Source organism: Nocardioides nematodiphilus, assembly GCF_020216525.1.
In the GTDB taxonomy this organism is placed as follows: domain Bacteria; phylum Actinomycetota; class Actinomycetes; order Propionibacteriales; family Nocardioidaceae; genus Nocardioides; species Nocardioides nematodiphilus.
Map to the genome: position 1 here is coordinate 59,912 of NZ_JAIWOY010000010.1, position 13,390 is coordinate 73,301.

A 13,390-nucleotide genomic window follows, 5' to 3' on the forward strand; every position below is an offset into this window, starting at 1 on the left:
CCTGAGCATGGGAAAGATCAGAAAGAAGTATTGGACAGCATAGGCCTGGCGGTCGAACACTGGGAGCATGAGCACCGAAACCCCCACGGTCAACGGAGTCCCCCAGGAGCGTCGCCTGGTCACCGACCTGCCCGGCCCGCGCTCGGCCGAGCTGATGGCCCGCAAGCTCGCCGCGGTCGCCGGCGGCGTCGGCACCACCATGCCCGTCTTCGCCGCCAAGGCCGCGGGCGGCATCATCGTCGACGTCGACGGCAACCACCTGATCGACCTCGGCTCGGGTATCGCCGTCACCACCGTCGGCAGCTCCGCCACCCAGGTCGTCGAGCGCGCCAAGGCCCAGCTCGACGCCTTCACCCACACCTGCTTCATGGTCACCCCCTACGACGCGTACGTGGAGGTCTGCGAGGCGCTCGCCGAGCTCACCCCGGGCGACCACGACAAGAAGTCGGCCCTCTTCAACTCCGGCGCCGAGGCCGTCGAGAACGCCGTGAAGATCGCCCGCGTGCACACCGGTCGCGACGCGGTCGTCGTGTTCGACCACGCCTACCACGGGCGCACCAACCTGACGATGGCGATGACGGCCAAGCAGATGCCGTACAAGCACGGCTTCGGGCCGTTCGCGGGCGAGGTCTACCGCGCCCCGATGTCGTACCCGCTGCGCGACGGCGGCCTGTCCGGCGAGGAGGCCGCGGCGCGCGCCATCGACGTGATCGAGAAGCAGGTCGGCGGCGACCAGGTCGCCTGCGTCGTCATCGAGCCGATCCAGGGCGAGGGCGGCTTCATCGTCCCGGCCGACGGCTTCCTGCCGGCCATCGCCGAGTGGTGCACCAAGAACGGTGTCGTCTTCGTCGCCGACGAGATCCAGGCCGGCTTCTGCCGCACGGGCTCGTGGTTCGCCGTCGAGCACGAGAGCGTCGTCCCCGACCTGATCACCACCGCGAAGGGCATCGCCGGCGGCCTGCCGCTGGCTGCTGTCACCGGCCGCGCCGAGATCATGGACTCCGTCCACGGCGGCGGCCTGGGCGGCACGTACGGCGGCAACCCGGTCGCGGCCGCCGCGGCGCTCGGCGCGATCGCCGAGATGAAGGAGCACGACCTCAACAAGCGCGCCCTGCAGATCGAGTCGATCATCGTCGCCCGCCTGCTCCAGCTGCAGGAGATGCACCCGGCCATCGCCGACATCCGCGGCCGCGGTGCCATGATCGCGATCGAGCTGACCAAGCCCGGCACCCTGGAGCCGGACGCCGCCCTCGCGGGCGCGATCGCCAGCCGGGCGCGGGAGGCCGGCATCGTCGTGCTGACCTGCGGCACGTATGGCAACGTCTTCCGCTTCCTGCCGCCCCTGAGCATCAGCGACGAGCTGTTGCACGAGGCGTTCGACGTGCTCGCGACCGTGATGGGTGACCTCGCATGACCGGGCAGTTCGTCGTCCAGAACCCCGCCACCCTCGAGCCGATCGCCGAGGTCCCCGACCTCGGCGTCGACGAGGCGATCGCGGCCGTCGAGGCGGCGCACGCGGCGTTCCCGTCGTGGTCCGCCACTCCCCCGCGCCAGCGCAGCGTCATCCTCCACACGGCGTTCGAGCTGATGATCCGCGACAAGGACCGACTCGCCGCGCTGATCTGCCAGGAGAACGGCAAATCGCTCACCGACGCGCACGCCGAGGTCGCGTACGCCGCCGAGTTCTTCCGCTGGTTCAGCGAGGAGGCGGTTCGGTCCGGTGGCGACTACACCGAGTCGCCCGCGGGCGGCACCCGCACGATCGTGCGCCACAAGCCGGTCGGCGTCGCCGCCCTCGTCACGCCGTGGAACTTCCCCGCCGCGATGGCGACGCGCAAGATCGGCCCGGCGCTCGCGGCCGGCTGCACCGCGGTGCTCAAGCCGGCGGAGGAGACCCCGCTGACCGCGCTCGCGATCGCCGAGCTGCTGCGCGAGGCGGGCCTGCCCGACGGCGTCCTGCAGATCGTCACCACCACGGACGCGCCCGCCGTGGTCGCGGCCTGGCTGGAGGACCGCCGCGTACGGAAGATCTCCTTCACCGGCTCCACCGGCGTGGGGCGCCAGCTGCTGCGCCAGGCCGCCGACCGGGTCGTCAACGCATCGATGGAGCTGGGCGGCAACGCCCCCTTCGTGGTCGCCGACGACGCCGACCTCGATGCCGCGGTCACCGGCGCGATGATCGCGAAGTTCCGCAACGGTGGACAGGCCTGCACCGCGGCCAACCGGTTCTACGTGCACACGCGCGTGGCCGAGGAGTTCACCACCCTGCTCGGCGCCGCGATCGAGAAGCTCGTCGTCGGCGACGCCGCCGACGGCGCCGCGATCGGCCCGCTCATCAGCGCCCGCCAGCTCGCCGGCGCCCGCGCCCGGCTCGACGAGGCGATCGCCGCGGGCGCGCACGTCGCGGCCCAGGCGCAGCTGCCCGACCTGCCGGGCCACTTCCTGGCCCCGACGCTGCTCACCGGCGTCGCCCCGGACGCCACGGTCGTCACCGAGGAGCTCTTCGCCCCCATCGCCCCGATCGTGACCTGGGACGACGACGAGGACCTCGTGCGGATGGTCAACGACAGCGAGTACGGCCTGGCCGCCTACGTCTTCTCCGGCGACCTCAAGCGGGCCATCAGTCTCTCCGAGCGGATCGACGCTGGCATGATCGGCGTCAACCGCGGCCTGGTCTCCGACCCGGCGGCGCCGTTCGGCGGGGTGAAGCAGAGCGGCCTCGGGCGTGAGGGCGCGCGGGAGGGGCTACTGGCGTTCCTGGAGCCCCAATACCTCAGTGTCGACTGGAGCTGATCGAAGAGATGACCACGCGGACCGACCCGACCACGCCCGCTGCGACCCGGGTCGAGCACGATCTCCTCGGGGATCGTGACGTTCCCGCCGACGCGTACTGGGGCGTCCACACCCTGCGCGCGCTGGAGAACTTCCCGATCACCGGCGTGCCGATCGGCGACAGTCCGTACCTCGTGGAGGCGCTGGCGGCCGTCAAGGAGGCGGCGGCCAGCGCCAACCACGATCTCGGCCTCCTCGACGACGAGCGCTACGGCGCGATCGCGCAGGCCTGCGCCGAGATCCGCACCGGCGGGCTCACCGACCACTTCGTGGTCGACGTCATCCAGGGCGGCGCCGGCACCTCGACCAACATGAACGCCAACGAGGTGATCGCCAACCGCGCCCTCGAGCTGCTCGGGCACCCGCGTGGCGCCTACGACGTGCTGCACCCCAACGAGCACGTCAACCTCAGCCAGTCGACCAACGACGTCTACCCGACCGCGGTGAAGATCGCGATCGTCAAGGCGACCTACGCGCTGCTCGACGCGATGGCGCAGCTGCAGGAGAGCTTCGCCCGCAAGGCCGCGGAGTTCCACGACGTGCTCAAGATGGGCCGCACCCAGCTGCAGGACGCCGTCCCGATGACGCTCGGGCAGGAGTTCGCGACGTACGCCGTCATGCTGGGCGAGGACCGCGACCGGCTCGCCGAGGCGGTCACCATGCTGTACGAGATCAACCTCGGCGCGACCGCCATCGGCACCCAGCTCAACGCCCCCGACGGCTACGTCGAGGCGGCGCGCCAGCACCTCGTACGGATCACCCAGCTGCCGCTGGTCACCGCCACCGACCTGATCGAGGCCACCCAGGACTGTGGCGCCTTCGTGCACCTCTCCGGTGTGCTGAAGCGGGTCGCGGTCAAGACCAGCAAGATCTGCAACGACCTGCGGCTGCTCTCCTCCGGCCCGCGGGCCGGGTTCAACGAGATCAACCTGCCCGCGCGCCAGGCCGGGTCGAGCATCATGCCCGGCAAGGTCAACCCGGTCATCCCCGAGGTGGTCAACCAGGTCGCCTTCGAGGTGGTCGGCTTCGACATGACCGTGACGATGGCGGCCGAGGCCGGCCAGCTGCAGCTCAACGCCTTCGAGCCGGTGATCTGCTACTCGCTCTCGGCGGGCCTGTGGCGGCTGCGCCAGGCGATGATCGTGCTCGCCGAGAAGTGCGTCGACGGGATCACCGCCAACCAGGAGCGGCTGCGCGAGTCGGTGGAGAACTCGATCGGGCTGGTGACCGCGCTCAACCCGTACATCGGCTACCAGGCGGCCACCGACATCGCCCGCGAGGCGCTGTTCACCGGCGCCGGTGTCGCCGAGCTGGTCGTCGCGCATGGCCTGATGGACGCCGAGCAGCTCGCCGCGATCCTGCGTCCGGAGGTGCTGGCCCACCTGCAGCACGCCGAGACGACGCCGAGCGCCCCCGAGGCGACCGGCGACGATCCCGAGACGGAGTGATCGCTCAGGTCGTCTCAGCGCCGGCCGAATAGGGCATGCGAGCAAGGACTCGCTCACCCCGCGCCGATGGAACGGCACGCTTCACCGAAGAGAGCTTCGTGCCTTGAGTGCTACCCGTTCCACGGCTGACCGCGGCCTGCGCGCCGTTGCGCGCGTCCGCGGCGTGCGAGAGCACGACAGCCGCCTCGGCCTGCAGATGGCCCTGGTCGAGCAGCAGGCCCTCGAGGAGCGTGCCACCTCCGTCGCCGAGCGACTCGCCTCCCTGCCCGGTGACGGCGCCCGTACGCCCGCCGAGCTCCTGACCTTCCGCAACGGCGTCGCAGCCCTCGGCCTGCACTACCGCGAGGCCTTCGAGGAGGCGATCTCCCACGAGATCGTCGTCGAGGGCGCCCGGGCGCAGTGGCACTCCGACAAGACCCAGCTCTCCGCGGTCGAGAACCTCCTCGCCCGGCGCGCCGAGCGCCGCCGGGTCGAGCGCAACAAGGCCGAGGCCAAGGAGCTGGACGACCTCGCGTCGGTCCGCTGGGCCCGCGACGCCGCCGCCATCAAGGCGGCCGCCGCCCGAGCCACGGCGGGTGCCCGATGAGCCTCGGCCTCGAGACCGCCATGATCACCGACATCACCGCGCGGATCCAGCAGATCCAGGGCACCCTGAGCGCGCTCTCCGGCCCGACGGCCACGACCGGCGGCGACACCGCCACCGCGTTCGCCACCGCGCTGCGCGCCGCGACCCCCGGCTCCACCGCCGGCAGCGGCGTCATCCTCCCGGGCTCCTCGGGCGCGACCGGCTCCGCGGCGGGCAGCGACGTGATCACCGACGCCCGCAAGTACCTCGGCACCCCGTACGTGTGGGGCGGCACCAACCCGGCCACCGGCCTGGACTGCAGCGGCTTCACCCAGCAGGTCTACGGCGACCTCGGCATCGACCTGCCCCGTGTCTCGCGCGACCAGGCGAACGTCGGCACCCCGGTCTCCTCCCTCAGCGATGCCCAGGCCGGGGACCTCCTCTTCTTCGGCTCCCCGGTCCACCACGTCGCCATCTACGAGGGCAACGGGATGATGATCGAGGCCCCGCACACCGGCGACGTGGTCAAGGAGATCAAGGTCGCCGACTTCGGCGAGCCGGTCTCCGGCATCCGCCGGGTCCTCGGCAGCTCGCTGGACACCTCCGGCGCCGCCCGGGTCGCCACGTCCGCGAACCCGATGGTCACCGGTGCACCGTCGGCGGGGGTCTCGGGTGACACCCCGTACGCGAGCGTGATCAACGCCGCCGCCGCTCGTACGGGTGTGCCCGCCTCCCTCATCGCCGCGGTCGCCAAGCAGGAGTCCGGCTTCAACGCCAAGGCCGTCAGCGGCGCCGGCGCGCAGGGGATCATGCAGCTGATGCCGGCGACCGCGAAGGGGCTCGGCGTGAGCAACCCGCTCGACCCGGTCCAGTCGATCAACGGCGGTGCGAACTACCTCGCCTCCATGCTCAAGAAGTTCAACGGCGACACCTCGCTCGCCCTGGCCGGCTACAACGCCGGTCCCGGCGCAGTCCTCAAGTACGGCGGTGTGCCGCCGTATGCCGAGACGCAGAACTACGTCCGCAACGTCCTGGCCCTGACGGAGGCATCGTGAGCATCGCTCCCTTCCAGCCCGCTTCGGCGGCGCCCCCGTCGCCCCAGAAGACGGAGGGCAAGTCCGCCGCGGCCGGCAAGGGCGACCGGCACGACGACGCCGGCACGGACAGCGGCCTCGGCTTCCTCGCCGAGCTCGCCGCCGCCTCGGTGGCGATCACCCCGGTCATCCCGCAGGCTCCCGTCCCCACCCTGCTGACCGGCCGGACCGGCGACGCGCTCGCCGGTGGGACGAAGGGCGCGGCCACCACGGCCCTCATGGCCGAGCTCGCGGCCAACGCCGCCGACGGCATGACGGCGACCGGCCTGCCGACCGCGCTCGCCGCCACCACCGGGCTTCCCGGCACCACGACCCCGGCACCGGCCGGAACGGCGCAGGTGCTCGCCACCGGCGCGGTCGCCGCCTCGGCCGCAGCGCTCACCCAGGCGGCTCAGCCGATCCCGGCCACCGCCGCGACGCCCGCGAAGCCGGGCGCCGCCGCCGCGAAGACCGCCTCCACGACCATCGCCGCGCCGACGGCGCAGGCCGCCGACACGCCCGCCGCCGATGCGCCGCCCGCTGCGGACGCGACCGACCTCACGGCTCTCCCGGCCACCGGCGACCCGACCGCGACGGACACCGCGCCCGTCCCGGCCACGCCGGCTCCGGCAGCCACCGACGCGGCCCTCGCCACGATCGCCGCCTCGGCCGCGACGGACTCCCTGGCGGCCGCTGCGGTCTCCGCGCCGACCCCGATCGCCAACGACCAGCCGCCGGCGCAGACCACCGCCGTCCTGCGCCAGGTCTTCCCGGAGATCACCAAGGCCGCGGCCACCGGGCCCGGCACCCAGCGCATCGCGATCACGCTGCACCCCGACGACCTCGGCGAGGTCCGGGTGACCGTCGTGGTCCGCGGCGACAGCGTCCGCGTCGACGTGGCCACCGACCCGCTCCACGGCGTCGCCCGGACGGCCCTCGAGCACGGTGCTCCCGAGCTGCGCCGGCTGCTCGAGGCCACCGGCGCCGACGCGAAGGTCACCTTCCGCGAGTTCGGCACCCCCGGCAACGGCTCGACGACCGGCTCGGCCGCCGATGGGGGCCGCAGCCAGGGCTTCGCCCAGGCGCAGGCCCAGCTGCAGGCCCAGGCCGAGGCCCGCTCCAACGGCCAGGGCGGCAACACCTCGTACGCCTCCGCCCGCCCCGACGGAACCGAGCCCTCCGACCCCACGACGCCCGCGGGCGCACCCGAAGACACGTCCGCCCCGACCGCTCGACGCGCCACCTCCGGCGTCGACCAGCTCATCTGAGGAGTCAGACCATGACCGTCTCCCCCATCACCGGCGACTACGGCATGTTCGCCGCGAGCAACGCCACCGGCGCCACCGGCGCCGCCGACACCCAGGCCGACTCCAAGATGTTCATGGACCTGATGGTCGCGCAGATGAAGTACCAGGACCCGATGAACCCCGCGGACACCTCCACCATGCTCACCCAGAACGCCACCTTCACCCAGGTCCAGGCGGTCCAGGAGATGCAGAAGGAGATGGGCCTGGTCCTCTCCAGCCAGCTGGCCTCCAGCACGGTCGCGATGATCGGCAAGAACGTCAGCTGGGTCGGTGCCGACGGCACCCTGAAGAGCGGCACCGCGACCGGCACCGTCTACACACCCTCCGGCCCGGTCCTCATGGTCGGCGACGAGAAGGTCCCGGTCGGCTCGGTCGCCGGCGTCGGCGACACCACCGGCTACGACTACTCCGCCAGCAACACCGACAGCACCCAGGTGTACACGCCGCCGACCGGCTACGTCACCCAGAACGCCTGACCCAACCCGTACGCCCAATCCACCACCGAACAAAGGACATCGCGATGCTTCGTTCACTCTTCGCCGGCATCAGCGGCCTGCGGGTCAACCAGACCGCGCTCGACGTCACCGGCAACAACATCGCCAACGCGAACACCGTCGGCTTCAAGAGCTCCAGCACGGTCTTCTCCGACACCCTCTCCCAGATGCTGACCGCAGCCTCCGCCCCGGCCGGGAACGGCAACCTCGGTGGCACCAACGCCATCCAGATCGGCCTCGGCACCCAGCTCGCGGCGGTGAAGACCAACTTCACCCAGGGCGCCAACGAGACCACCGGCGTCCCCACCGACATGATGGTCAGCGGCGACGGGTTCTTCGTGGTCGGCGACGGCTCCAACAGGTACCTCACCCGCGCCGGTGCGTTCTCGTTCGACACGAACGGCAACATGGTCGCGCCCGACGGCAAGCTCGTCCAGGGCTACGCGGTGTCCGGCTACGCCGACACCGAGGACCTGACCACCACGCCGCCGACCCACGTCGGCGACCCGATCTACGCCAACCGCGCCAACGACGGTGGCACGCCGCCGGTCATCGACAGCACCGACACCGCCGGCACCGGCCTCGGCACGATGAACCTCAAGATGAACGACGACGGCACCACCAGCGGTCCGCTCGGCACCTACTGGGCCGCACGCGGCTACGACGGCTCCACCCCCGCACTCGCGATCCCGAAGCTGCAGTCGTACACGATCGGCCGCGACGGCACCGTCACCGGCACGTACTCCAACGGTGAGCGCCTCGCCATCGGCCGGATCGCCATCGCCAACGTGCAGAACCCGCAGGGCCTGGAGAAGGCCGGCGACTCGGAGTACGTCTACAGCCCCAACTCGGGTCTGATCGAGTACGGCGCTCCGGGCGAGAACAGCGACTACGGCCAGAACGGTCTCATCACCACCGGTGCCCTGGAGATGTCGAACGTCGACCTCTCGCAGGAGTTCACCAATCTGATCCTGGCCCAGCGCGGCTTCCAGGCCTCCTCGAAGGTGATCACCACCTCCGACGAGGTCCTGGAGACGCTGGTCAACATGAAGCGCTGATCCCGACGCTTCGCAGGTTCGGGGTCCTCCCTCGTTCCCCGTACTACGGCGGGCCGCTCCCCGGGAGCCGCCCGCCGTTGTCGTTCCTCGACTCGCTCAGGTCCATCCGTGCAACGCCGATCAGCAGTGTGGACCGGCCACGGACGGCTGGAGCACAACCGCTAACTCGCACAAGGACGGTGCGCCCATGATCACGCTCACCCGCCTCTCCGGGTCGGTGTTCCTGCTGAACCCCGACCTGATCGAGCGCGTCGACAGCACGCCCGACACCATCGTCACGCTCCTCGACGGCAAGAAGTACGTCGTCGCCGAGTCGATGAGCCAGGTGGTCGACTCGATCGTGGCCTTCCGCGCCGAGATCATCGCCCTGGGTGCCGTGCTCGAGGCCGTCAACCCGCACATCACCCGCACGCTCACCGAGATCCCCGAGCCGCGCACGCCGTACCTGGCCGCCGTCTCGGAGATCGCCACGACGCCTGGCATCCGCCGGACCGGAAACGAGGACTGATGGATCTCGCAACCCCCGTCGGCGTGATCCTGGGCTTCGCCGTCGTCATCGTCGCCAACATCATGGAGGGCGGCCACCCGAGCAGCCTGTTCCTGATCCCGCCGATGCTGCTCGTCTTCGGTGGCACGCTCATGGCGACGATCGCCGGCGGCACGATGGCCGACGCGAAGACCGCCGTGAAGTCGCTCAAGCGGGCCTTCACGGGCAAGGTCGCGCCGGCCGGCGACCTGGTCCCGCACATCATCACGCTCGCCGAGCGCGCCCGTCGCGAGGGCCTGCTGGCCCTCGAGGACGCCCTGCGCGACATCGAGGACCCGTTCCTGGTCAAGGGCGTCACGATGGCGATCGACGGCACCGACCCGGACGAGCTGCGCGACATCCTCGAGGCCGAGGTGCACGCCAAGAAGGCCGAGGACAAGCAGGCCGCGAAGTTCTACACTGACGCCGGCGGCTACGCCCCGACGGTCGGCATCATCGGCACCGTCATGGGCATGGTGCACGTGCTCGAGAACCTCACCACCCCGGCCGCCCTCGGCCCCCTCATCGCCGGCGCCTTCGTCGCCACGCTGTGGGGCGTCGGCTCGGCGAACCTGCTCTTCCTGCCGCTCGGCAGCCGCCTCAAGCGCCTCGGCGCCCTCGAGGCCGCGCGGATGGAGCTCACCGTCGAGGGCATCTCGGCGATCCAGTCCGGCTCCAACCCGCGCCTGGTCGCGGAGAAGCTCAAGTCGCTGCTCCCCGCGGACCAACAGAACGCTGAAGAGGCCGCGTAATGAGTGCCAGCAAGGGGTCGGCGGTCGCCCCGGCGCGCCGGCGCAAACGGCAGGAGGAAGAGGAGGAGCACGAGAACCACGAGCGCTGGATGATCAGCTACGCCGACATGGTGACGCTGCTCCTGGTCCTCTTCATCGTGCTCTACGCCCTCTCCCAGATCGACATCTCGAAGTACTCCCAGTTCAAGTCCGGCCTGGTCTCGGGCTTCGGCCGCGCGGACCACATCCTGTCGGGTGACAGCCCGATGTCGGACCGGACCGGCGGCTCCTCGGGCGGCTCGGAGATGGTCAACCCGCAGATGATCTCCAACCTGCCGGCCGATCAGGCCGCGCTGGTGAAGAACGCGGTCGCCGAGGCCAACATGCAGGCCAAGCAGCGCGCCTACTCCGACGCCGAGGGCCAGGTGAAGTCGCTGCTCCAACTGTGGAAGCAGATGCAGAGCGCCCTGAGCAAGAAGGGCCTCGCCGGAGACGTCCGGGCCGCGATCGACGAGCGCGGCCTGGTGGTCTCGCTGGTCTCGCGCCACGTCGTCTTCGAGCCGAACGTCGCCACCCTCACCCCGCGCGGCCAGCTGATCCTGGACACGATCGCACCGGTGATCGCCTCGATCAGCGAGCCGATCGACGTGGACGGCCACACCAACCAGGTGAAGGTGAAGCCGAAGTACTACCCCACCGACTGGGAGCTCTCCTCGGCGCGCGCCGTCACCGCGCTGCGCCGGCTGAGCGAGCACGACGGCATCCCCGACCGGCGCCTGCGCGCGACCGGCTTCGGCCACACCAAGCCGCTCGAGAACCCCGCCATCAAGGGTTCGCAGCAGATCAACAAGCGGGTCGACATCGTCGTCCTGTCCCAGGCCCCGGCCGAGTCCCGGGCCCTCTACCAGCAGGCGTACGCGCAGCTGACGAAGACCGAGCACACGACCGGAGACAAGCCGTGACCATCACCGCCATGCCGCAGACCGACGCTGCCGCCAAGCCCAAGGGCAGCAAGCGCAAGCTCATCCTCGCCGTGGTCGCCGTCCTGGTGATCCTCGGCGCCGGTGCGTGGTTCGTGCTGAAGCCCGCCGGCAAGCCGGCGGCGCCCAAGCCCGGCCCCGTGGTCAAGCTCGACTCGATCCAGCTCAACCTCGCCGGTGGCCACTACCTGCGTCTGGGCCTGGCGCTGCAAGAGACCACCTCCGCGAAGGAGGACGTCGACGGCAGCAAGGCGCTGGACGCCGCCATCGACCTGTTCAGCGGCCAGTCGGTCACCGACCTCGATCAGGGCCAGGCCCGCAACGCGCTGAAGACCAAGCTCAGCCACACGGTGACCGCGCTCTACGAGGGCGACGTCATGGGCATCTACTTCACCGAGTTCGTCACCCAGTAGCTCCCAGCCCGGGCCACCCTAGGCCCGTTCGGGCTATGAGGTCAGGACCTTCAGCCAGGGCCGAACGTCTCAGATGCCCCGGCGCAGCGCCGAACCCAGGAACGTGACCATCGCTCCCCCTTCGGCCTCGCGCCCGGGCCACACCGGTTCGCGGCCCCGGAGGCGTACGCGTGCCGGCGAGCCGGTGCCCTACGACTTCCGCCGGCCGATCCAGCTCTCCCGCGAGCACCAGCGGATCCTCATGCTCGGCTTCGACGGGTTCGCCCGCCAGGCCACGACGGTCTTCACCTCGTCGCTGCGCACCGTGTGCCAGCTGACGCTGCAGACCATCGAGCAGCGGACCTACAACGAGTACGTCGAGTCCCTCGGCCAGCAGACGTACATGATGCTCTTCGCCGCCGACCCGATGACCGGCCTCGGCGTGCTCGAGATGCCGGTTCCGGCGGTCATGTCCTGCGTGGACCACATGCTCGGCGGCCCCGGCAGCGACGACCAACCCGACCGTCCCCTCACCGAGATCGAGGGCGGCGTCATCAAGGGCTTCATGGACCGCCTGCTCAACGAGATGCGGTACTCCCTGGCCGCCGTGCTCCCGCTGGAGCCGGCCGCCGCAGCGGTCGAGTACGCCCCGCAGTTCGCCCAGGCCGCGAGCCCGGCCGACGTGATGGTCGTGGTCGAGTTCGAGCTGCGGATCAACGAGCGCGCCCACCGCTCCACGATCTGCCTGCCGTTCAGCGGCCTGCACCCGTACCTGACGAACTCGTCGAACCCGGGCCCGGTCTCCGACCGCGAGCGCGCCGCCCGCGCACACGCCGGTCAGATGCTGCGCCAGCAGATGGACCACGTGCCGGTCTCGGTGGCGGTCCGCTTCCACCCGACCCAGCTCGGCCCGACCGACCTCAGCCAGGTCCAGGTCGGCGACGTGCTGCGGCTCTCGCACTCCTCCACCGCACCGCTCGACGTCACCCTCGACGGTGCGACCTTCGCGCACGCCACCCCCGGCGCGCACGGCCAGCGGCTCGCCGCACTGATCGTGAACACCCCCAAGGAGAACTCATGACCGACATCTCTCACGACGACCTCGCTGCCGCGGCAGCCGAGGCCGCCGCGGCCGTGCTGCCGTCGGCCACGCCGCTCTCCGCGGGTCCGGCCCAGCCCGGCTCCCCCTTCGTCACCGCTGCCTTCGCCGGCGCCACCATCGCCGACCTGGCCGGCCCCGTGTCCGGCCGGATCGCCGTTCTCGTCGGCAAGGACCTGGTCGACGCGTTGGCCGACTCGCCCCTGGGCGGTCTCGACCTCGCCGCGGCCACCCAGCCGGCTCTCGATGCCGCCGCGAACATCCTCGGTGCGCAGGCCCGGCCGGCCACCGAGGTCGACCTCGCCCTGGTCGTCAACGACCTCGGCGGCGAGTTCACCACCGTCCCCCTCATCGGCGCCGGCATCGCCGCCGCGGTGCTCGTGCCGCAGGCCACCTTGCAGAACGCCCAGCCGAACCTGTCGGGCGCTCCGCTCGCGCTCGACCTCTCCGACGTGCTGAGCGCGGCCGACGCCGCCGACAGCGGCCCCGCCGCTGCTCCGGCCGCCCCGGCTCCGGCCGCCGTCAGCTTCGACACCCCGCTCGCCGCGGCCCCTCCGGGCAGCGGCATGCCGCGCGGCATGCAGGCCCCCGCCGGCTCCGGTGCGGCTCCGGCCCCGGTCCACGTCCCGGTCGCGCGCGGCATCGAGATGCTGCACGGCGTCGACATGGAGGTCACGGTCGAGCTCGGCCGTACCCGCATGACGGTGCGCGACCTGCTCGCGCTCTCGCCCGGCGCCGTCCTGGAGCTGGACCGCGCCGCCGGCAGCCCGGCCGACCTGCTGGTCAACGGCCGTCTCATCGCCCGCGGCGAGGTCGTCGTCGTCGACGAGGACTTCGGCCTGCGCGTGACCGAGATCCTCGACCCCGACGCCGTCACGGTCTGAT

At 71.4% G+C, this 13,390-nt stretch carries 14 protein-coding genes; all 14 read left to right on the plus strand.

Translation table 11 applies throughout. From position 1 onward, the window contains the following. Window positions 1-67 precede the first annotated feature (67 nt). The 14 genes from gabT (at window position 68) to fliN (ending at window position 13,389) form a co-directional block, all read left to right on the plus strand. On the plus strand, window positions 68-1,414 hold the full coding sequence (gabT, locus tag KSO98_RS15430) for a 4-aminobutyrate--2-oxoglutarate transaminase (protein WP_225286572.1): 1,347 nt from the start codon (window positions 68-70) through the stop codon (window positions 1,412-1,414). Then, window positions 1,411-2,793 (plus strand): NAD-dependent succinate-semialdehyde dehydrogenase, encoded by a 1,383-nt coding sequence (locus KSO98_RS15435; protein WP_225286573.1) that lies wholly within the window; start codon window positions 1,411-1,413, stop codon window positions 2,791-2,793. Before gabT ends, KSO98_RS15435 begins: the two co-directional genes overlap by 4 nt. A gap of 8 nt (window positions 2,794-2,801) precedes the next feature. Then, on the plus strand, window positions 2,802-4,280 hold the full coding sequence (locus KSO98_RS15440; protein WP_225286574.1) for an aspartate ammonia-lyase: 1,479 nt from the start codon (window positions 2,802-2,804) through the stop codon (window positions 4,278-4,280). 103 nt (window positions 4,281-4,383) lie between these two features. Further along, window positions 4,384-4,866: a flagellar FliJ family protein gene (locus tag KSO98_RS15445; RefSeq protein WP_225286575.1), complete on the plus strand. Its 483-nt coding sequence runs from the start codon at window positions 4,384-4,386 to the stop codon at window positions 4,864-4,866. Further along, a complete protein-coding gene (locus KSO98_RS18990; protein ID WP_308012776.1) occupies window positions 4,863-5,900 on the plus strand; it encodes a transglycosylase SLT domain-containing protein in 1,038 nt (345 codons plus the stop codon). Before KSO98_RS15445 ends, KSO98_RS18990 begins: the two co-directional genes overlap by 4 nt. After that, a complete protein-coding gene (locus tag KSO98_RS15460; protein ID WP_225286576.1) occupies window positions 5,897-7,186 on the plus strand; it encodes a flagellar hook-length control protein FliK in 1,290 nt (429 codons plus the stop codon). The genes KSO98_RS18990 and KSO98_RS15460 overlap by 4 nt, the downstream gene beginning before the upstream one ends. A gap of 11 nt (window positions 7,187-7,197) precedes the next feature. After that, window positions 7,198-7,701, plus strand: a complete 504-nt coding sequence (locus KSO98_RS15465; protein WP_225286577.1) for a flagellar hook assembly protein FlgD — start codon at window positions 7,198-7,200, stop codon at window positions 7,699-7,701. Window positions 7,702-7,745: 44 nt separating this feature from the next. After that, a complete protein-coding gene (locus KSO98_RS15470; protein ID WP_225286578.1) occupies window positions 7,746-8,777 on the plus strand; it encodes a flagellar hook protein FlgE in 1,032 nt (343 codons plus the stop codon). Window positions 8,778-8,964: 187 nt separating this feature from the next. Further along, complete coding sequence (locus KSO98_RS15475) at window positions 8,965-9,285, plus strand: flagellar FlbD family protein (RefSeq protein WP_225286580.1); 321 nt, start codon at window positions 8,965-8,967, stop codon at window positions 9,283-9,285. Further along, the gene (locus KSO98_RS15480) at window positions 9,285-10,055 is read left to right on the plus strand and encodes a flagellar motor protein (protein ID WP_225286581.1); all 771 of its coding nucleotides are present in this window, start codon (window positions 9,285-9,287) and stop codon (window positions 10,053-10,055) included. The genes KSO98_RS15475 and KSO98_RS15480 overlap by 1 nt, the downstream gene beginning before the upstream one ends. After that, window positions 10,055-10,996, plus strand: coding sequence for an OmpA/MotB family protein (locus KSO98_RS15485; RefSeq protein ID WP_225286582.1), 942 nt, complete (start codon window positions 10,055-10,057; stop codon window positions 10,994-10,996). The genes KSO98_RS15480 and KSO98_RS15485 overlap by 1 nt, the downstream gene beginning before the upstream one ends. Then, the gene (locus KSO98_RS15490) at window positions 10,993-11,427 is read left to right on the plus strand and encodes a flagellar basal body-associated FliL family protein (protein WP_225286583.1); all 435 of its coding nucleotides are present in this window, start codon (window positions 10,993-10,995) and stop codon (window positions 11,425-11,427) included. The genes KSO98_RS15485 and KSO98_RS15490 overlap by 4 nt, the downstream gene beginning before the upstream one ends. A gap of 103 nt (window positions 11,428-11,530) precedes the next feature. Continuing rightward, window positions 11,531-12,487 (plus strand): flagellar motor switch protein FliM, encoded by a 957-nt coding sequence (locus tag KSO98_RS15495; protein ID WP_225286584.1) that lies wholly within the window; start codon window positions 11,531-11,533, stop codon window positions 12,485-12,487. Then, window positions 12,484-13,389 carry a flagellar motor switch protein FliN gene (gene fliN, locus KSO98_RS15500; protein WP_225286585.1) on the plus strand — a complete coding sequence of 302 codons (906 nt, stop codon included), beginning with the start codon at window positions 12,484-12,486 and terminating at the stop codon, window positions 13,387-13,389. Before KSO98_RS15495 ends, fliN begins: the two co-directional genes overlap by 4 nt. The last annotated feature ends 1 nt before the right edge of the window (window position 13,390 follow it).